Source organism: Microbacterium mcarthurae (assembly GCF_046064585.1).
GTDB lineage: Bacteria > Actinomycetota > Actinomycetes > Actinomycetales > Microbacteriaceae > Microbacterium > Microbacterium mcarthurae.
Genome location: NZ_JAROCE010000003.1, coordinates 158,342 through 175,864 on the forward strand (window position 1 = coordinate 158,342; position 17,523 = coordinate 175,864).

General features: G+C 71.7%; 14 protein-coding genes. 5 read left to right on the forward strand and 9 right to left on the reverse strand.

The features are described from left to right. Positions 1-43: 43 nt before the first annotated feature. A complete protein-coding gene (locus P5G46_RS10790; RefSeq protein ID WP_239275786.1) occupies positions 44-871 on the reverse strand; it encodes a tryptophan-rich sensory protein in 828 nt (275 codons plus the stop codon). Positions 872-958: 87 nt separating this feature from the next. Next, positions 959-1,687, reverse strand: a complete 729-nt coding sequence (locus tag P5G46_RS10795; RefSeq protein WP_375094788.1) for a type 1 glutamine amidotransferase family protein — start codon at positions 1,685-1,687, stop codon at positions 959-961. Between the two features lie 65 nt (positions 1,688-1,752). On the opposite strand from P5G46_RS10795, the gene P5G46_RS10800 reads away from it, so the two are divergent. Next, a complete protein-coding gene (locus P5G46_RS10800) occupies positions 1,753-2,073 on the forward strand; it encodes a hypothetical protein (protein ID WP_375094787.1) in 321 nt (106 codons plus the stop codon). Between the two features lie 15 nt (positions 2,074-2,088). Here P5G46_RS10800 and P5G46_RS10805 read toward each other — a convergent pair whose 3' ends face one another. Beyond that, the gene (locus P5G46_RS10805; protein WP_408905695.1) at positions 2,089-2,817 is read right to left on the reverse strand and encodes a LysR substrate-binding domain-containing protein; all 729 of its coding nucleotides are present in this window, start codon (positions 2,815-2,817) and stop codon (positions 2,089-2,091) included. Positions 2,818-2,839: 22 nt separating this feature from the next. Here P5G46_RS10805 and P5G46_RS10810 point away from each other — a divergent pair, with 22 nt between their 5' ends. Continuing rightward, positions 2,840-3,229, forward strand: a complete 390-nt coding sequence (locus tag P5G46_RS10810) for a DUF1304 domain-containing protein (protein WP_375094786.1) — start codon at positions 2,840-2,842, stop codon at positions 3,227-3,229. A 210-nt stretch (positions 3,230-3,439) separates the two neighbouring features. Here the strand turns inward: P5G46_RS10810 and P5G46_RS10815 are convergent, their stop codons facing one another. The 5 genes from P5G46_RS10815 to P5G46_RS10835 form a co-directional block, all read right to left on the reverse strand. Next, on the reverse strand, positions 3,440-3,847 hold the full coding sequence (locus tag P5G46_RS10815; RefSeq protein WP_239275776.1) for a transferase: 408 nt from the start codon (positions 3,845-3,847) through the stop codon (positions 3,440-3,442). Positions 3,848-4,056: 209 nt separating this feature from the next. Beyond that, positions 4,057-4,833, reverse strand: a complete 777-nt coding sequence (locus P5G46_RS10820) for a DNA-formamidopyrimidine glycosylase family protein (RefSeq protein ID WP_239275774.1) — start codon at positions 4,831-4,833, stop codon at positions 4,057-4,059. After that, positions 4,826-9,499: an ATP-dependent helicase gene (locus P5G46_RS10825; RefSeq protein WP_375094785.1), complete on the reverse strand. Its 4,674-nt coding sequence runs from the start codon at positions 9,497-9,499 to the stop codon at positions 4,826-4,828. Before P5G46_RS10825 ends, P5G46_RS10820 begins: the two co-directional genes overlap by 8 nt. An 86-nt stretch (positions 9,500-9,585) precedes the next feature. Further along, on the reverse strand, positions 9,586-11,178 hold the full coding sequence (locus P5G46_RS10830; protein WP_375094784.1) for an ATP-binding cassette domain-containing protein: 1,593 nt from the start codon (positions 11,176-11,178) through the stop codon (positions 9,586-9,588). A 186-nt stretch (positions 11,179-11,364) separates the two neighbouring features. Continuing rightward, on the reverse strand, positions 11,365-12,033 hold the full coding sequence (locus P5G46_RS10835; RefSeq protein ID WP_239275768.1) for an alpha/beta hydrolase: 669 nt from the start codon (positions 12,031-12,033) through the stop codon (positions 11,365-11,367). A 145-nt stretch (positions 12,034-12,178) separates the two neighbouring features. Here P5G46_RS10835 and P5G46_RS10840 point away from each other — a divergent pair, with 145 nt between their 5' ends. Continuing rightward, positions 12,179-12,799, forward strand: a complete 621-nt coding sequence (locus P5G46_RS10840) for an NUDIX hydrolase family protein (RefSeq protein WP_239275766.1) — start codon at positions 12,179-12,181, stop codon at positions 12,797-12,799. An 86-nt stretch (positions 12,800-12,885) separates the two neighbouring features. Beyond that, positions 12,886-14,808, forward strand: a complete 1,923-nt coding sequence (locus P5G46_RS10845) for a M3 family metallopeptidase (protein ID WP_375094783.1) — start codon at positions 12,886-12,888, stop codon at positions 14,806-14,808. Between the two features lie 58 nt (positions 14,809-14,866). Here P5G46_RS10845 and P5G46_RS10850 read toward each other — a convergent pair whose 3' ends face one another. After that, positions 14,867-15,934, reverse strand: a complete 1,068-nt coding sequence (locus tag P5G46_RS10850; protein ID WP_239275762.1) for a threonine aldolase family protein — start codon at positions 15,932-15,934, stop codon at positions 14,867-14,869. A 79-nt stretch (positions 15,935-16,013) separates the two neighbouring features. Here P5G46_RS10850 and P5G46_RS10855 point away from each other — a divergent pair, with 79 nt between their 5' ends. Then, positions 16,014-17,519, forward strand: coding sequence for an MFS transporter (locus tag P5G46_RS10855; protein WP_408905696.1), 1,506 nt, complete (start codon positions 16,014-16,016; stop codon positions 17,517-17,519). The last annotated feature ends 4 nt before the right edge of the window (positions 17,520-17,523 follow it).

Sequence of the window (17,523 nt, forward strand, 5' to 3'; positions counted from 1 at the left end):
GGGGCGTTCGCTTGTCTTCGGCAGCGGGAGGCGGTTCGGCCGGTCAGTCGATGGAGGGGCGGATCAGGCGCAGGCCGGAGACGGCCAGCGGGGGCAGCAGCACCACGAGAGCGACGATCACCGCGGCGATCGCGATCGGCGTGCTGGTCGGCTCGCCGGTCAGTCGCTCGACCGCGAGCCACGAAAGACCCCACGCCAGCGCGAGAGCCGGAGCGACGCGCCAGTCGCTGCGCCACGCGATCGCGAGGCCGATGAGCGCGACGACGACGAGCACGGCGACGCCGATCGCGTCGGCCGCGTCCTCCCACGACGGCGGAACGACCGTCGTGAGCCAGGCCGCGGTGTTGGCGACCGTGGCCAGCGTCACCCAGCCCAGGTGCAGTCCCGTGACGCCGTCGATCAGGACGGAGTCGACGACGCCGCCGCGCGGGTCGCGCGTGACGACGGCCGTGCGGAACGCCCAGCCCAGGGCGGCCAGCAGCAGGACGATCACTACGACGGTGAGGAAGAGCGTGCCGAATCGGGCGGCGACGAGCCACAGACCGTTCAGGACCATGGTGACGGCGATCGGCCAGCCCATCGCCCGCTGGCGAGCCGAGGCGCGCTGTCGGGGCAGCGCCTGCCACACCGCGTAGGCGATCAGGCCCAGGTAGATGACCGACCAGATCGAGAACGCCGGGCCGGCCGGGGCGAGGTACGACCCGTCGGTGTCGAGGGCCCCGCCCTGTTGGTCTTCGACGGCGGTGTTGCCGAAGGCGCCCGACCCGATGACGGCGGCGATGAGCATGAACGACACCGCCGACAAGACGACAATCTGCCGCGCGAGGTCCGAGCCCCGCGCCGTGGTGGTTGCGTGATCTCTCGCGTTCATACTGAGAACACTAGAAAAGCTAGACACTTCGCGCGGCGGCTTGACATGGCGCGGAGGTTCGGGCACCCGGCGGGAGCGATCGCCCGCTCAGGCGGAGATCGCTTGCGCGGCGAAGGTGCGCAGCAGCAGGGTCGGCTGCTCGACAGAGGCGGTGCGCACGTGCGCTGCGACCTCGTCGAAGGCGTCGGCGTCGAAGTACCCCGCGGCGCGGTACACGGTCATGCGGGCCACGAACGCGTCGGCGGTGGGTTCGGGGTGGAACTGGGTCGCCCACAGCGAGACGCCCGCCCGGTAGGCCTGCACGGGGCAGGCCTCGTTGCTTGCCAGCAGTGTCGCCCCCGGCGGCACGGCGGCCGTTCCCTCCTTGTGCGCGGTGAGGGCTACGAACCGGGGCTCCAGGATGCCGAAGAGTTCGTCGCGCATCCCCTCGGCCGTGAGCGCGATCTCGGCCGGCCCCGTGCCCTCGGGGTGGTCGAGGGTCACCGCGCCGCCGAGCAGGCGTGTCACGACGCCGATACCGAAGCACGTGAACATCGCGCGCGTTCGGCCGGTGAGGGCGGCGGATGCCAGGGTCTCGAGGTCGTGTTCGAGGCGGAGTTGCGCGTCGGTCTTGCCCGTGTCGGTGACGTTGAACGGGCTGCCCCCGACGACGACGCCGGCGTAGCGGCCGAGGTCGGCGGGGAGGGGCTCGCGCACGAGGTCGTGGTGGACGAGGTCGTCGTCGGCGACGCCGAGTCCGTCGCGGAACGAGGCCCATTCCGCCGTCGCCGCGTCGCGCTGCGGGCGCGCGCAGACGTAGAGGAAGCGACCGGTCACCCAGGGATTCTATGCGTGTCGTGCGGACGGCCCCGCTCCGTGTGACTCCCCGCGACAATGGGGACATGACCAGCTCGACCCTGCTCGTCACCGACGTCGAGAATCTCGGCGAAGTCGTGACACTCCTCCGTGCCGCCGCCGCCGATCTGGACTGCGGGCTACAGGTGCGCACGCTCGCCGGCGACGAGGTCGACGAAGCGGAAGCGGCGGCCGCGGCGCGGCGCGACCGCGAGCGAAAGCGTCTGCCCACGCCGGTGCGTGTCGATCTGCGTGCCCTCGTCGAGGGAGCGCCTGTCGACGCCGAGGCCGTTCTGCGCGGGGCGCGGGCTCGCGGCCTGCGCGGGGGAGCGACGGTCGACGAGGTGCGCCGCACGAACACGCGCTGAGGGCGTCGCGCGCTCTCAGCGCGAGGAGCGCGCCGTGCGGCCCCGGACGATCCCGATAAACGTCTCGACGTCGTCGGTCGTCGCGTCGCGGGGCCAGGCCAGCGCGACGGTCGAGGTCGGACCGTCGCGGAGGACGCGGTACTCGACGTCGCGACGCTGATGCGCGCGCGCGAGCGACATCGGCACGATCACCACCCCGACCCCGGCGGCCACGGTGGCGATCGCCTCGGCGGTGTCGGCCGGCGGCGCGAAGGCCGGGGTGGCGGCATCCGGGATGCGAACGGCCAGCACGTCGTCGGCGGGGACGATCACGACCTCGCCGCTGAGATCCGCGAGGGTGACCTCGTCGTCGGCGGCCGTGAGGGCCGACTCGGTGGACATCACCACGACGGGCAGCTCGTCGTAGAGGGGGATGACGTGCAGCTCGTCGGCGTTCTCGACGGGCAGACGCACCAGCGCCGCGTCGACCTCGGCGAGAGCGGTGCGCTGTGTCGCCACGCTGATCTCGCGGAGTTCCAGGGGGACGTGGGGCATCCGCTCGCGCCAGAGACCGATCCACTTGCCGGGGGTCGCTCCCGGGACCGCACCGAGAGTGAACGTGCGAGGCTCTTCCGCCGGCGTCGGTGAGGGCGTCGGAGAAGGCTTCGGTGTGGCCTTCCGTGTGGGGCGCGCGGTCGCCCCCGGTCGAGGACGGCGGACGCCCCCGCGGGAGCCACGGGCACCGCTTCCGCCGCTTTTCGCCATGACCCCAGGCTAACGTGAGGGCATGATCGGCATCCTGGCTCTCGTTTTCGCGGGGCTCGCCGCCCTGCTGCACGTCGTCATCTTCCTGATGGAGAGCGTGCTGTGGACGAGGCCGCGGGTGTGGAAGCGCTTCGGCGTCGCCGATCAGGGGGCGGCTGACATCACGCGTCCGATGGCGTACAACCAGGGCTTCTACAACCTCTTCCTCGCCGTCGGGGCGGGGATCGGGGTCGTGCTGTGGTCGGTCGCGGGCACGGGCGATGTCGCGGGACGGACGCTGCTGCTCTTCTCGCTGGGCTCGATGGTCGCGGCCGCCCTGGTGCTCACGACGTCCGGGGCGAAGTACTTCCGGCCGGCGGTGATCCAAGGCACGCTCCCGGCGGTGGGATTCGTCCTGACGCTGTCGGCCTGACCGCCCGCCGAATTCCTCGACGTCGAAATAACGGCGAAGAATTCCTCGACGTCGAATAAATTCACCGCGCGTGAATTCCTCGACGTCGAATCAAATTCACCCTCGGCGCTGCCGCAATTCGCCCGATGGGTGGCGAGGAATTCGTCTGTCACAAGAAAGCCCGCACGCTCCGAAGAGACGTGCGGGCTGTGGATGCCTCGACGCGGGGCCTCACGCGGCCAGTCGGAGACCTCGCCGGTCGGTGGCGACGGCTTCCCCGTCGTTGATGACCTCGTCGTCGCCGATCAGCGAACCAACGGCGACGCGCGCATTCGTGCCGACCTGGGTGCGGACGCCGATGTGCGCGCCCGCGCCGATCACGGCACCCGAGCAGATGTGCGCGTGCGGCTCGATCCGCGCCTCCGGGCCGATCACGGCGTCCGACTCGATCCACGCACCCCGGCCGACGCGAACCCCCGCCGCGATCTGCACACCGGGTTCGACGTAAGCGCCGTTCTCCACGAGTGCCGATGGGTGGACCTTCGCGCCGTGCGCCACGAGCCCTCGACCGTTGACGTGCTTGCGATAGCGCAGCGTCTCGCCGTGGTCGTTTTCGATGTCGATGTAGTTCTTTCCCACGATCCCCTCCGATCGGCTCTCGGGTGAGCCGACTTCTGTGACAACCGATTCGGGTACCAACTCATTCCCGTGCATGGTTGTTCGGTGCGGGCGCTCGAGCGGATTCCCGTTGGATTACAGAATTTCCGGCTTGCGCCAATCTGTCTTCCACCGTTGTCGCACGCAATGGCGTCCGGCGACGGCGGGTTGACAGCGGAGGCGGAAACAGTTCACTCGGGCTGACAGGTGGGACACCAGTAGACGTCGCGCTCGCTCGTTGCCGTGGCGCCGAGCGCCGAGGCGCGAATGGGCGTTCCGCATCGACGGCAGGGAGCGCCTGCACGTCCGTACACCCACATGCGTCGCCCGGGACGATTGTCTCCCGTGAAGGTGCGCTCGGGACGCGGAAGGTTCGCATGGATCATCCGGTGACCCAGGGCGATGGCGGCCGGTACGTCGATGTCGGCGGCGGGGGTCATCGGGTGGACGCCGCGCACGAAGAGAAGCTCGTTGGCGTACACGTTGCCGAAACCCGCCACGTTGCGCTGATCGAGAAGAGCCACGTGGGCGGGGCGGGTGTCGGCGGCGACGCGACGCACGGCCTCGGCCTCGTTCCAGTCGGGCCCCAGGAGATCGGGGCCGAGGTGCCCGACGACACGGTCTTCCTCCGCCGTGGGCAGCACTTCGACCATCGCCAGGTCGAAGCCGACGGTCTCGGCCCCCGTCACGCCGACGATCGCGCGCGCCTTGAAGGCCGGGCGTCGCCATCGCTCCCCGGGGCGGTAGACGTCCCACCGGCCCTCCATCTTCAGGTGCGAGTGCAGTGTGTACGCCCCGATGCGCTCGAGAAGGTGCTTGCCTCGGGCGACGACCTCGTGCACGGTCTCACCGCGCAGGTCGGCCGTCGCGCTGCCGGGGACGCGGATGTCGAACCGCGTCACGGCGCGACCCTTCAACGCCGAGGAGAGCTTCGCCGCGGCGCGGTGAACGGTGTCGCCCTCAGGCACGCGCGGCCTCTCGAAGAGTGTCGCCGGCGGTGAGGCGGCGCAGCGTCAGGCCGCGCGGCGACTCCACGAACCCGGCCTCGCGCAACGCGCGTCCCACCGCTGTGCCGTACACGAACTCGCCGTTGACCTGCTCCACCGTGAGGGTGTCCAGCCGGCGTCGACGGGAGGTGTCGGCCAGATCGCGCGCCGCGGCCTGCAACCGCGTCTCGTCCTCGCTGAATGCCAGGGCACTGCGCCCGCCGCGCTCGAGGTAAAGCGTCAGCTCGCCGTCGACGAGCACGACGATGCCTCCGGCCTTGCGCCCGGGACGGTGGCTCACGCCCTCGAGCGCGGGCCACGCCAGCGCCGCACCGTAAGGGTTGGCCGGGTCGGTCGCCGCGAGCGTGACGGCCCGCAGGGGTGGCGGGTCGGCGACCGCGGCGAACTCGCGCAGCCGGTCGACCGTGGCCGACGCCGCGAACTGCGCGGCACCGAGCTTCTCGATGACGTATCCGCGACGGCAGTGTCCTGCTTCCTCGAAGCCCGCGAGGATGCGGTAGACCTGCGCGAACCCGCCGGGCACGCCCTCGGACTGCACCGCGCCCCGGGTGACGACGCCGTAGCGGTCGAGCAGCAGGCTCGCCGTGGCCGTGGCGCGGGCGGCGGCATCCGGTTCGCGTTCCGGAAGCAGCGACCACCGCCCGCCCAGCGACGGCGGGCGAGGTGCCGACGTCGCCCGGGGCAGCGTCGCCGATCGGTACATCCGCGCGCGGGGTGCGCGGCGGGCGACACGATGCGCCTGCCCGCCGCCGCCCAGGAGCGCGCGCACGGGCGCGAAGGTGTCGTTCGTCACGCGCCCCGCCCACGTCAACGCCCACAGGGCGTCGTTGACGGACTGTTCGTTCTCGGCAGCGACCAGCTGCTTCAGCTGAGCCGCGAAGTAGGCGCCGCCGCCCTCCAGCGCCGCCAGCAGACGCGCTTCGAGTGAATCCGGTGCGGGATCTTCGGGATCGTCGGGGTCTTGCAGCGTATAGGGGGCGGCCTCGGCCGGGTGCAGGGCGATCCACCCGTCGCGACCGGGCAGCGTGCCGTGACCGGACCACACCACCTCTCCCGTGGCGGTCAGCTCGTCCAGCAGCGCGGGGGTGTAGTCGGCGACGCGGGAGGGCAGCACGAGCGATTCCCACGCGCTCGCCGGGATGGGCACGCCCGCGAGCTGCTCGACCACGGCGAGCACGCCGTCGACCCCCTCCAGCGGACGGGTCACGTGCTGCCACACGGGCAGGAAGCGGGCGTACGCCGACGGCGGCACCGGCTCGACGCTGCCGCGGATCGCCGCGAGCGAACGCATGCGCAGCCGACGCAGCACCTCGGCGTCACACCACTCGGTGTCGTCGCCGCGTCCGTCGGCCGCCTCGGGCAGGAAGAAGCCGCTCGACAGGCGCCCCTGCGACTCGAGTCGCTGCAGCGTCAGACGCGCGACGGCGACGCCCACGCCGAGACGCTCGGCGACGGCGTCGGTGGTGAACGGGCCGTGCGTGCGGGCGTAGCGAGCCACCAAGTCGCCCAGCGGGTCGGCGACCGGTTCGAGGAAGGCGTTCGGGATGCCGACCGGGAGCGCGGCGCCGAGAGCGTCGCGCAGGCGCCCGGCGTCCTCGATCCCGGCGATGCGAGAGACCCCCGCGATGGTGACCGGGATGGCCCGGCGCTCGTCGACGAGGGCCTGCAGGTGCGCCGAGGCCTCGGCGGTGGCATCCGCCTCGGCATCGAGGCGCTGAGCGACCTCGCTCGCGTCGAGCGGCCCCAGCAGACGCAGAAGGTCGGCCACCCCCTCGACGCCCCGCGCTCGGCGGTCGGGATCGAGTCGCTGCGCCTCGCGTTCGAACTGCGCGATGACCTCGGGGTCGAGGAGCTCTCGCATCTCGACCTTGCCGAGGAGCTCGCTCAGCAGCGACGGGTCGACCGACAGGGCCGCCGCGCGACGCTCGGCCAGCGGCGAGTCGCCCTCGTACATGAACGCGCCGACGTATCCGAAGAGCAGATCGCGGGCGTACGGCGAGGGTTGGCTCGTGGTCGTCTCGACCAGCCGGATGCGGCGCTCGCCGATCTGCCGGGCCACGCGCAACAGGGCGGGGAGGTCGTAGACGTCCTGCAGGACCTCGCGGAGGGTCTCGAGGATGATCGGGAAGGACGGATGCCGTCGAGCGACCTCGAGCAGTTGTGCCGACCGCTGGCGTTGCTGCCACAGCGGCGAGCGCCGGTTGGGGTTCAGGCGCGGCAGGAGCAGCGCGCGCGCGGCGCACTCGCGGAAGCGCGAGGCGAACAGGGCCGACCCGCCGACCTCGTCGGTGACGATCTGCTCGAGCTCGTCGGGTTCGAAGACGAAGAGGTCGGCACCGGGCGGTTCGGCCGCGGCATCCGGCACGCGGGCGATGATGCCGTCGTCGCTGGCGACGGCGGCGCCTTCGACCCCCAGGCGTTCACGGATGCGGGCGTTGACCGCGAGAGCCCACGGCGAATGCACCTGCATGCCGTACGGCGAGTGCAGGATGATGCGCCAGTCGCCCACCTCGTCGCGGCTGCGTTCGACGGTGAGCGTGCGGTCGGTCGGGAGGCTCCCGGTGGCCTCGCGCTGTTCGGCGAGGTAGGCCAGCAGGTTGGTGATGGCGTTGTCGTCGAGCCCCGACTCGCGCAACCGCTCTTCGGCCTTGGCGCGGTCGGCTCCGGCGAGATCGCGCGAGAACTTGCCCAGGGCCTCGCCCAGCTCGGCGGGCCGGCCGAGGCCGTCGCCGTGCCAGAACGGCAGCTTGCCGGGCTGTCCGAACGCGGGCACGACGTTGACGCGGTCGTGCGTGATCTCGACGATGCGCCAGCTCGTGGTGCCGAGGGTGAAGACGTCGTTCACGCGCGACTCGTAGACCATCTCTTCGTCGAGCTCGCCGACGCGGGCGTTCTGCGACTCGCCGGCGACGAACACCCCGAACAGGCCGCGGTCGGGGATGGTGCCGCCGCTGGTCACGGCGACGCGTTGCGCCCCCGGTCGTCCGGTGAGTGTCCCCGCGTCGCGGTCCCAGACCAGGCGCGGGCGCAGCTCGGCGAACTCGTCGGACGGATAGCGCCCGGCCAGCAGGTCGAGCGTCGCTTCGTAGGCCGATCGGGGGAGCGAACGGAACGGCGCGCTCCGCTTGACCGTCTCGAACCACTCCTCGACGTCGATCGAGCCGAGGGCGGATGCCGCGACCGTCTGCTGCGCGAGGATGTCGAGCGGGTTCTGCGGCACGGCGATCGCCTCGATGCGCCCGGAAAGCATGCGTTCGGTGACGACGGCGGTGTGCAGCACGTCGCTGCGGTGCTTTGGGAACAGCGCGGCTCGGCTCACCTCGCCCACCTGGTGGCCGGCGCGCCCCACGCGCTGGAGACCGGATGCCGCGCTCGGCGGTGCCTCGACCTGGATGACGAGATCGACCGAGCCCATGTCGATACCCAGCTCGAGGCTGCTCGTGGCGACGACGCAGCGCAGGGCGCCGGACTTCAGCTCGTCTTCGACCTGGGCGCGCTGCTCTTTCGAGACCGAGCCGTGGTGCGCCTTGGCCAGGATCGCGGCGACCCCCGCGGACGACCCGGCCTGGGCCATCATGCTCGCCGGGACCGTCGGCTCGGGGACGTCGATGCCCTGACGTTCGGCGTAGATCTCGTTCAAGCGTCCCGTCAGCCGCTCGGCGAGGCGTCGGGAGTTGGCGAACACGATCGTCGAGCGCCGTTCGAGGATGCGGTCGACGATCGCCTCCTCGACGTGGGGCCACACGGAGCCTGCCATCTCGGTGCTCTCGGGGCGTTCGGAGAACCACTCGCCGTCGCCGGCGTCGTCGGGCGCCGGAGCGCCGGGCGGCGGAGGCGGGTTGAGCATGTCGTCGACGGGAACCACGACCGACAGGTCGAACGCCTTGGTCGCTTTCGGGGCGACGATGTCGACGGGCTGCGCGCCGCCCAGGAAGCGGGCGACCTCGTCGATCGGACGTACCGTCGCCGAGAGCCCGATCCGCTGCGCCGGCGCGTCCAGGAGCGCGTCGAGTCGCTCCAGGCTCACGGCGAGATGAGCGCCGCGCTTGGTCGCGGCCACCGCGTGCACCTCGTCGATGATCACGGTGTGCACCCCGCGCAGAGTCTCGGCCGCTTGGCTCGTGAGCATGAGGTAGAGCGACTCGGGCGTCGTGATCAGGATGTCGGGCGGGTCGGTGACCAGCTTGCGGCGATCGCTCGAGCTCGTGTCGCCCGATCGCACGCCCACCGTGACGGACGGGACGTCGATGCCGAGGCGCCGCGCCGACTGCCCGATACCGACCAGGGGGGAGCGGAGGTTGCGCTCGACGTCGACGCCGAGAGCCTTCAGCGGAGAGATGTAGAGGATGCGGGTGCGCGCGGTGTTCGCCGGCTTCTTCGCGGCGCCACGGCCCCGGCGCGGGGGAGCGGCCTCGGGCACGGCGGGCGTCTTCTCGCGGAACACGCGGTCGATGGCGAAGAGGAAGGCCGACAGCGTCTTGCCCGATCCGGTGGGCGCCACCACGAGGGCGTTGCGACCGGAGGCCACGGACTCCCACGCGCCCTTCTGGGCCGTCGTGGGCGCCGAGAACGCACCGCGGAACCAGTCCTGCGTCGCAGGACCGAACCTGTCGAGAACGTCGGCCATGCCGACATCCTCTCCCGGACCTCCGACATCGTGGGCGGCTTGACGTTTCGCTGGTCGCGGAACCCTGCGGTGCACCCACGGCGTGGTCACGGCAGCTCCCGCAGCGCGTCATCGACGAGCTCGAGCCGCAGATCCAGGTCCAGCCGGTCCACGAAGGCCTCGTCGTGGCTGACCACCAGCACCGCGCCGCGATACGCGCGCAGCGCCGCCACGAGTCGATCGACCGTGTCGAGGTCGAGGTTGTTCGTGGGCTCGTCGAGCACCAGCAGCTGCGGCGGCGGATCCGTCAGCAGCACCCGCGCGAGCGCCACACGGAATCGCTCGCCGCCCGACAGCGTCGACGCGGGCCGTGACACCGCGTCGCCGCGGAGCAGGAAGCGCGCGAGACGATCACGGAGTTCGGCGACCGGGACGGTGGGGGCTCCGGCCCGGACGTTCTCGATCACGGATGCCGCATCGTCGAGCACGTCGAGCCGCTGCGGCAGGTATCCGATGCGGTCGACGCTCGCCCGAGCGCGGACGGATGCCGCACCGTCCGTGCCCTGCACGAGGTGTCGCAGCACCGTGGTCTTCCCGGCGCCGTTGGGCCCGAGCAGCGCCACGCGCTCCCGGCCCGTGACGATCCACTCGCGCTCCGCGTCGGCGATCGCGAGGATCCTCCGCCCCGCGGCGTTGTGCGGGTCGGGCAGGTCGATGCGCACGGTGTCGTCGTCGCGTACCCTCGCAGCGGCTTCGGCCAGCGCCGCACGGGCGGCGTCCTCCTTTCCCCGCGACTCGCTGCGCAGACGGCCCGCGCTCACCTCCGCGGCGCTCGCACGCAGCCCCGCGACGATCCCCGGTACGCGCTTCTCCGCCTGCGCTCGGCGGGCGGTGCGGGCGCGGGCGGCGAGCTTGTCGTGCGCCTCGATACGTTCCCGGCGCTCCCGGCGCAGCGTGCGGGCGGCATCGCGTTCGGCGCGCAGCGCGGAATCCTGTTCCGCGTCACGGTGCTCCCGCCAGGCGCTGTAGGGCCCACCCACGACGCTCAGGGTGCTCTCGAACAGTTCGGCCGTGGCATCCATCTGCTCCAGAAGACCCACGTCGTGACTGACGACGACCAGGGCGCCCGGCCAGTCGCGCACCAGGTCGCTCACCCGTGCGCGGGCCTCGCGGTCGAGGTCGTTCGTCGGCTCGTCGAGCAGCGCGATCTCGGCGGCTCGGGCGCGCAGGCCCGCGAGCGCCACCAGCACGGTCTGACCTCCCGAAAGCTGTCCGACCGTGCGCTCGAGGGCGCTCGGCGGAAGCCCCGCGTCGGCGAGCAGGGCCTGCGCGCGCGCCTCGACGTCCCAGTCGTCGCCGACGGCGTCGAAATGGCGGGGGTCGACGTCCCCCGCCTCGATCGCCCGGATGCCGGTGAGTGCAGCCTGCACTCCGAGGAGCGCTGCGACCGGCAGCCGCGGGTCGGCTGTCAGGCGTTGCGGGAGGTAGGCGACGGGACCCGAGGCCGCGACGTGGCCGGAGGTCGGGGCGAGCAGCCCCGCGGCGACGCGCAGGAGCGTCGATTTGCCGGCACCGTTGCGGCCGACGAGACCGATGCGCCCGGGGCCGAGTGCGCCGGAGATGCCATCGAGCGCGACGGTGCCGTCGGGCCAGACGTGGCGGACCCGATCGAAGACGAGGGACGGGGAGGAAGAGGGCATGACGACTCCGGGAACGCGGGGTGCGCGGACACCGGACCCGTCCGCGTATGCGGAGGGCGGCCGAGAAACGGCGGGTCGACGGGTCAGCGCGCGGACAGGGGCGCGGAAGCGTCGACGTTCTTCACCGGAGGAAACCTCGTTCTCGGGACCAGGGGTGCCCACGATAGCCGTCGGGCCCGCCCTTTCTCAACCCTCGCGGGACACCGGACGGTTCGTCAGACGCGCGTCGAGGAACGCGCGGACGTCGGCCAGCTCGTCTTCGGACACCGAGTGCGTCAGTCCCGGGTAGACGCGGCCCGTCAGCTCGCTGTGCAGCGGCAGCCACTGCGCGGTCATGTCGATCAGGTGGGGCGGGATGACGTCGTCGCGCGAACCGCGTCCCCAGAAAACCGGCGGGCGGCGCGCGGCCAGCACTGCATCGCCGGGCAGCTCACCGCCGGCCGCGTAGCCGGCGAGCACGACCGCGAACTCCACGGCGTCGGGGGCGACCCGCAGCGTCTGCACCGCCACGGCGCCCCCTTGCGAGAAGCCGAGCAGTCCCACCGGGCGGTCGCCCAGGTGATCGGCGATCCACGCGAGCAGGGATTCCGCGGCGAGCGTGATGGCCGCCGGATCCCGACCGTTGAGCCCCTCGATCGGGTACCACGAGGCCCCCGGCGTCGGCCAGGGCGGTGTGAGCGGTGCGCGCACGCTCGCGATCGCGAAGCCGTCGGGCAGGTACGGGACCAGTCCGAACAGATCGTGCTCGTCGGCCGCGTAGCCGTGCAGGAGGAGCAGCACCGGGCGGTCGCCGATCTCGTCGGGCGGCACCGACCAGCGGACGACGGACGGGTCGAGGATCGGGCGCTCGCTCATGCCGCCATTGTCGCAAAGGCCCCCGACACGGCGCCCCTCGCGCACGTCCCGCGTCCGCGCTCCGCCGCGCCCCCGCCTTCTCGGCATCCGCCTCGCATCCGCCCGGCGCGTAGGCATCGCTCCGGCCGGTTGATATACAGGGAGCATGCCCGTGCGCACCCCCGACCCCGATCCCGGCGACAACGGCGACGAGCGCGAGCCGCTCTCGACGCCGTTCTCCGGTGCGCCCTCGGGCCCCGGATCGCAGACCAACCCCGGCTGGTTGAGCGAGGTCGAACTCGCCGAGGCGCGTCGGCGCCTGCCCATGCTGTACGTCGAGGCGTTGCCGGTCCGCACCGACGGCATGGGCGCGGTGACGCAGGTCGGCATCCTGCTGCGGGCCACGCCCCTCGGCGAAATGACGCGCACCCTCGTCTCGGGCCGCGTGCGGTACGGCGAGACCGTGCGCGACGCGCTCTTCCGTCACGTCGAGAACGACCTCGGTCCCATGGCATTCCCGCTGCTGCCGCCGCAGCCGGCACCGTTCACGGTCGCCGAGTACTTCCCCCTCCCCGGTGTCAGCGCGTTCCACGACGACCGGCAGCACGCCGTGTCGCTGGCCTTCGTCGTCCCGGTCACGGGCACGTGCGAGCCGCGTCAGGACGCGCTCGAGGTGACGTGGCTCTCGCCCGAGGAAGCGGCATCCGACGCCCTGTCCGCCGAGATGGAGGGTGGGCGCGGCACGCTCATCCGGCTCGGATTGGCCTCGGTGGGCGCCCTGCGCTGACCCTGCGCGCGGACACGGGGGTCCGCTGCCCACGGTCGTCGGCCCCGACCGTTGTGGCCTCCCCGGAGCCTGCCTAGGGTCGAAGGATGCCGGATTCCCCCCTGAACCCCCTCTCCCTGCCCCGTGACCTCGACCAGTGGCGCCGCTTCGCCGAAGAACGGCCCGCCGAGCGGCTCGACCGGGTCGCCGCGATCGATGCGCGCCTGATCGCCGAGCCCGATCTGTCGTTGCGCGACCGGCTCGCCCTGTGGAACGAGGCCGACATCGCGCTCGCCGAAGCCGCGGCCCCCTCGCACCTCCTCAGCGAATCGCACCCCGACCCCGCGGTGCGCGACGCCGCCGAGAAGCAGGCGCAGGCCGTGGATGCCGCCCAGTCGCGCCGGCTCCTCGACCGAGACCTGTGGCGCGTCTTCGCCGACGCCGACGCGGCCGACCTCGAACCCGACGAGCTGCGCTTCCTCTCGCACGTGCAGCGCGACTTCCGGCGCGGCGGCGTCGACCTGGCGGATGCCGACCGCGAGCGCGTGCGCGAACTGACCGATCGCGACACCGCGCTGTCGCTCACGTTCTCGCGCAACATCCGCGAGGGTCGCCGGACGATCAGAGTCCCCGCCACCGCGCTGGACGGACTTCCCGCCGACTTCATCGACGCGCACCCGGCGGACGACGAGGGAATGGTGACCCTCACGACCGAGTACACCGACCTCATGCCGGTGCGCGAGTACGCCCGCGATCGATCGCTGCGACACGCGCTCATGGGCGCGTACAACGACCTGGCCTGGCCCGACAACGAGCCGGTGCTGGCGGAACTGCTCGCCGTCCGCGCTGAGCGAGCCGCGCTCCTGGGATACGGCGACTGGGCCGACTTCGAGACCGAGACCCGCATGATCGGTTCCAGTGCCGCCGTCGACTCGTTCCTGACCCGCATCGCGGATGCCGCCGCCCCCGCCGCCGCGACCGAGTACGCGCGCGTCCTCGAACGCCTGCGGCGCGACGAGCCCGGCGCCGACCGGGTGACGATCGCCGACTTCTGGTACGTCCTCAGCGCCCTCAAGCGCGAGGAGTACGACGTCGACGCGCAGCTCGTGCGCTCGTACTTCCGGTTCGACCGGGTGCTCGAGGGCGTCCTCGCCACGACGGCGCGGTTGCTCGACGTGCAGTACGTCCCGGTCGAGGCGCCGTCGTGGCACGCCGACGTGCGCACGTACGACGTCGTCCGTGGTGACGAGCGCCTCGGGCGCATCCACCTCGACCTCCACCCCCGGGACGGGAAGTACAGCCACGCGGCGTGCTTCGGTCTCGCCCCCGGCATCACCGGCCGGACGCTGCCGGAGTCGGTGCTGCTGTGCAACTTCTCGCGCGGGCTGCTCGAGCACGACGAGGTGGTGACCTTCTTCCACGAGTTCGGCCACCTCGTGCACGACATCCTGGGCGGACACCAGCGGTGGGGCCGGTGGACCGGCGTGGCCACCGAGTGGGACTTCGTCGAGGCTCCCAGCCAGCTGCTCGAAGAATGGGCATGGGATGCCGAGGCCCTGGCATCCTTCGCCGTCAACGACGCCGGGGAGCCGATCCCCGCCGAGCTCGTGGCGCGCATGCGCACCGCCGACGGCTTCGGCCGCGGTCTCGAGGTGACGCGCCAGCTCGGCCACGCGACCACGTCCTACCGCCTGCACGTCGACCGGCCCAGCGACCTCGCGGCCGCGGTCGACGGCTACTACCGGGCGGCGAGCCCCGTGGCGCCCCTCGACGGCGCGCACTCGTACGCGGGCTTCGGGCACCTGACGGGGTACGGCGCGTGCTACTACACCTACCAGTGGAGCCTGGTGATCGCGCGCGACCTGCTGTCGGCCTTCGGCGACGACCTGTTCGACGTCGAGACGGCCACCCGCTACCGGCGCGAGATCCTCGAGCCGGGCGGCACGCGCGACGCCCGCGATCTCGTCGCGGAGTTCCTCGGCCGCGAGACGTCGTTCGACGCCTACGCCGTCTGGCTCGCCGGCGAGTGAGACGCACAGGGCCGTGGCATCCGGATCGGGATGCCACGGCCCTCGCTCGCGCGGGACTTCAGCGCGTGGTCTCGCGAGCGATCGCGGCGACGAACGCGTCGATGTCGGATTCGGTGGTGTCGAACGAGCACATCCAGCGCACCTCGCGACGCAGCTCGTCCCAGTCGTAGAAGCGGAAGCTCTCGCGCAGGCGATCGGCGACACCCGCGGGGAGCGTCGCGAACACGCCGTTGGCCTGCGTCGGCTGCGTGAACTCCACCCCGCGGATCGAACCGTCGGCCAACCCCGCCTCGACACCGGCGCGCAGACGCTGGGCCATGGCGTTGGAGTGGCGGGCGTTGCGCAGCCACAGGTCGTTCTCGAGCAGGGCGACCAGCTGCGCCGAGACGAATCGCATCTTGCTCGAGAGCTGCATGTCGAGCTTGCGCAGATAGGTCAGCCCGGTGGACGCCTCGGGGTCGAGGACGACGATGGCCTCACCGATCATGGCGCCGTTCTTGGTGCCGCCGAAGCTCAGCACGTCGACCCCGGCGTCACGGGTGAAGGTCCGCAGCGGCACGTCGAGCGCGGCGGCGGCGTTGGAGATGCGGGCGCCGTCCATGTGGAGCCGCATCCCGTGCCCGTGCGCGTGATCGGCGAGGGCACGGATCTCGTCGACGGTGTAGAGGGTGCCGAGCTCGGTCGATTGCGTGATGGAGACGACCAGCGGCTGCGCGCGGTGCTCGTCTCCCCAGCCCCACGCCTCGCGGTCGACCAGGTCGGGGGTGAGCTTTCCGTCGTCGGTCGGGACGGTGAGCAGCTTGATCCCGCCCACGCGCTCGGGAGCGCCGCCCTCGTCGACGTTGATGTGAGCGGTGGAAGCGGAGATCACCGCACCCCATCGGGGAAGCATGGACTGCAGGCCGACGACGTTCGCGCCGGTGCCGTTGAAGACGGGGTACGCCTCGACCCCCTCACCCAGCAGACCGACGAACAGCTCTTGCAGGCGGGCGGTGTAGACGTCCTCGCCGTAGGCGACCTGGTGCCCCTCGTTGGCCGCCGCGATGGCGGCGAGGACGTCGGGGTGGATGCCGGAGTAGTTGTCGGACGCGAAGCCGCGCACGGCCGTGTCATGCAAGGGGGTCACTCGTCCAGCGTAGTCATCGCGGGCGCCGCGGACGCGGGGACCCTGGCCGATGTCGGAGGGGGTGACTAACGTGAGCGGCATGTCCGAGACGTCGCCCTCTCCCGCTCCCGCGAGCGCACCGATCGTGGAGCCGGCGGCCGGGCGCCGAGCGTTCCTCGGGGTGCTCATCAACACCGCTGCCGCGAACGTGACGACGAGCTTCCTGTGGTTCGCGCTGACGTTCTGGGTGTATCTCGAGACGCGGTCGGTGCTGGCGACCGGCATCATCGGCGGCGCCTACATGCTCCTGCTCGCGGTGTTCGCGATGCTCTTCGGCACCATCGTCGATCGGCATCGCAAGCACCGCGTGATGGTGGTGTCGGGGGTCATCACCCTCGCGGCGTTCCTCGTGGCGGGCGCCCTGTGGCTCGCTTTCCCCGAGAGCGCCCTGCTCGACCTGGGTGGGCCGTGGTTCTGGATCTTCTCCGGCGTCGTCCTGGCCGGTGCCGTGATCGAGAACATGCGGAACATCGCCCTCTCGACAACGGTGACGCTGCTGGTTCCCGAAGATCGTCGCGCCAACGCCAACGGGCTCGTCGGCACGGTGCAGGGCCTGTCCTTCGTCGTGACGAGCGTCTTCAGCGGGCTGTCGGTCGGGCAGCTCGGCATGGGGTGGACGCTCGCGATCGCGATCGTCCTGACCCTGGCGGCCCTCATTCACCTCCTCACCATCCGCATCCCCGAGGAGCGCCCGAAGGCCACGGGCGAGCGCGTGCCCGCGGTCGACGTGCGCGGGGCGATCCGGGCCGTGCGCGCCGCCCGCGGACTTTTCGCGCTGCTGATCTTCTCGACCTTCAACAACCTCATCGGCGGGGTCTACCTCGCGCTCATGGACCCCTACGGCCTGCAACTGTTTCCGGTCGAGGTCTGGGGGCTGGTGCTCGGCGTGACCGCGACGGGCTTCATCATCGGCGGTGCGATGGTGGCCAAGTTCGGTCTCGGCCGCAATCCCATCCGCACGATGCTGTGGATCGTCATCGCGATGGGGCTGCTCGGAGCAGTCTTCACGCTGCGCGATTGGTGGTGGCTCTACGTCGCCGGCATCTGGGTCTACATGGCTCTCATCCCCGCCGTCGAAGCCGCCGAGCAGACCGTGATCCAGAAAGTCGTCCCCTTCGAGACGCAGGGGCGCGTCTTCGGGTTCGCGGCGGCCTTCGAGTCGGCGGCGGCGCCCATCACCGCGTTCCTCATCGCCCCCATCGCCGAGTTCGTCATCATCCCCTACATGGACGCCGCCGACGGCCGCGCGACGTGGGGCTGGCTCCTCGGCGATGGCATCGGGCGCGGCATCGCCCTGGTGTTCGTGATCGCCGGGCTCATCATGGTGATCGCGGGAGCAGCAGCGTTCCTCACGCGCTCGTACCGCGTGCTGTCCACGCAGTACCGGACGCCGTCCACACCCCCGGCGGACGGCACCGCCGACACGCCGACCGTCACGCCACCGGTCTCGGACGAGGCGTCGTCACTCGCGGCCCGGGCCGGAGGGGTTCCCGACGCCGGAGCATACGGAGACCAGCCCGCCCCCGACACGACGACGACACCGTAACGTC

Excerpts from the sequence above, each read along its gene's own strand:
- P5G46_RS10790 (WP_239275786.1), bottom strand. The coding sequence starts at position 871 with ATGAACGCGAGAGATCACGCAACCACCACGGCGCGGGGCTCGGACCTC.
- P5G46_RS10800 (WP_375094787.1), top strand. The coding sequence starts at position 1,753 with ATGACCAGCTCGACCCTGCTCGTCACCGACGTCGAGAATCTCGGCGAA.
- P5G46_RS10805 (WP_408905695.1), bottom strand. The coding sequence starts at position 2,817 with ATGGCGAAAAGCGGCGGAAGCGGTGCCCGTGGCTCCCGCGGGGGCGTC.
- P5G46_RS10810 (WP_375094786.1), top strand. The coding sequence starts at position 2,840 with ATGATCGGCATCCTGGCTCTCGTTTTCGCGGGGCTCGCCGCCCTGCTG.
- P5G46_RS10825 (WP_375094785.1), bottom strand. The coding sequence starts at position 9,499 with ATGGCCGACGTTCTCGACAGGTTCGGTCCTGCGACGCAGGACTGGTTC.
- P5G46_RS10830 (WP_375094784.1), bottom strand. The coding sequence starts at position 11,178 with ATGCCCTCTTCCTCCCCGTCCCTCGTCTTCGATCGGGTCCGCCACGTC.
- P5G46_RS10835 (WP_239275768.1), bottom strand. The coding sequence starts at position 12,033 with ATGAGCGAGCGCCCGATCCTCGACCCGTCCGTCGTCCGCTGGTCGGTG.
- P5G46_RS10840 (WP_239275766.1), top strand. The coding sequence starts at position 12,179 with ATGCCCGTGCGCACCCCCGACCCCGATCCCGGCGACAACGGCGACGAG.
- P5G46_RS10845 (WP_375094783.1), top strand. The coding sequence starts at position 12,886 with ATGCCGGATTCCCCCCTGAACCCCCTCTCCCTGCCCCGTGACCTCGAC.
- P5G46_RS10855 (WP_408905696.1), top strand. The coding sequence starts at position 16,014 with ATGTCCGAGACGTCGCCCTCTCCCGCTCCCGCGAGCGCACCGATCGTG.